Annotated in this window: 1 protein-coding gene; it reads left to right on the forward strand. The window is 44.7% G+C overall.

From position 1 onward, the window contains the following. Positions 1-15: 15 nt before the first annotated feature. Positions 16-872 (forward strand): oligonucleotide/oligosaccharide-binding fold domain-containing protein (locus A3763_RS01570; RefSeq protein ID WP_231872065.1); only part of this gene is annotated, 857 nt, incomplete at its 3' end.

Consider the following 872-nt stretch of genomic DNA (forward strand, 5'->3'; position numbering starts at 1 on the left):
TCCGGACTCGGGGCAGTGAAAGACTTTCAGTTTATTGATCCACCTGACTCTCGTCTTTTAAATGATGGCTATAAACTACTATTTGAGTTGCAGGCCGTCGATGAAAACAACCGCTTAACAGCGTTGGGCAAGAAACTTGCGACGCTTCCCACAGACCCTCGTTTAGGACGCATGCTGCTTAGCGCTCAGGACTTAAACGCAGTAAAAGAAGTGCTGATTATTGTTAGCGGCTTAAGCATACAAGATCCTCGTGAGCGCCCTGCAGATAAGCAGCAAGCAGCTGACCAGGCTCATGCGGAATATAAAGACCCTGAATCAGATTTCCTTTCTTTTTTGCGGTTGTGGGAATTCTTTGAAGATAAACGCCAGGAGCTAAGCAATAATCAATTAAAGCGCTTTTGCCAGAAAAACTTCCTATCCGCTGTGCGTATGAGGGAGTGGCGCGAGATACATAGACAACTATTACTCGTTTTAAAAAGCATCGGCATCAAGGAAAATGATAGCGAGGCTTCTTATGACTCTATTCATAAGGCTTTATTGAGCGGCTTGCTTGGCAATATCGGTAAACATGAAGAAAAACGCGAGTATCAAGGGTGTCGAAATCGACGTTTCCACTTATTTCCCGGGTCTGGCGTAAACAAAAAGCGCCCTAAATGGTTATTTGCCGCTGAAATCGTGGAAACTCAACAAGTCTATTCCAGATATAACGCAAGGCTCGATCCTGCATGGATAGAACCGCTTGCAAAGCATTTGGTAAAACGTTCTTATGCCGAACCTCATTGGGAAGCCAAAAGGGCACAAATAATTGCCAAAGAAAAGGTGACCTTATACGGACTTGAAATTGTCTCTCAGCGCCCAGTTAACTACAGCCA

Source organism: Oleiphilus sp. HI0128, assembly GCF_001635365.1.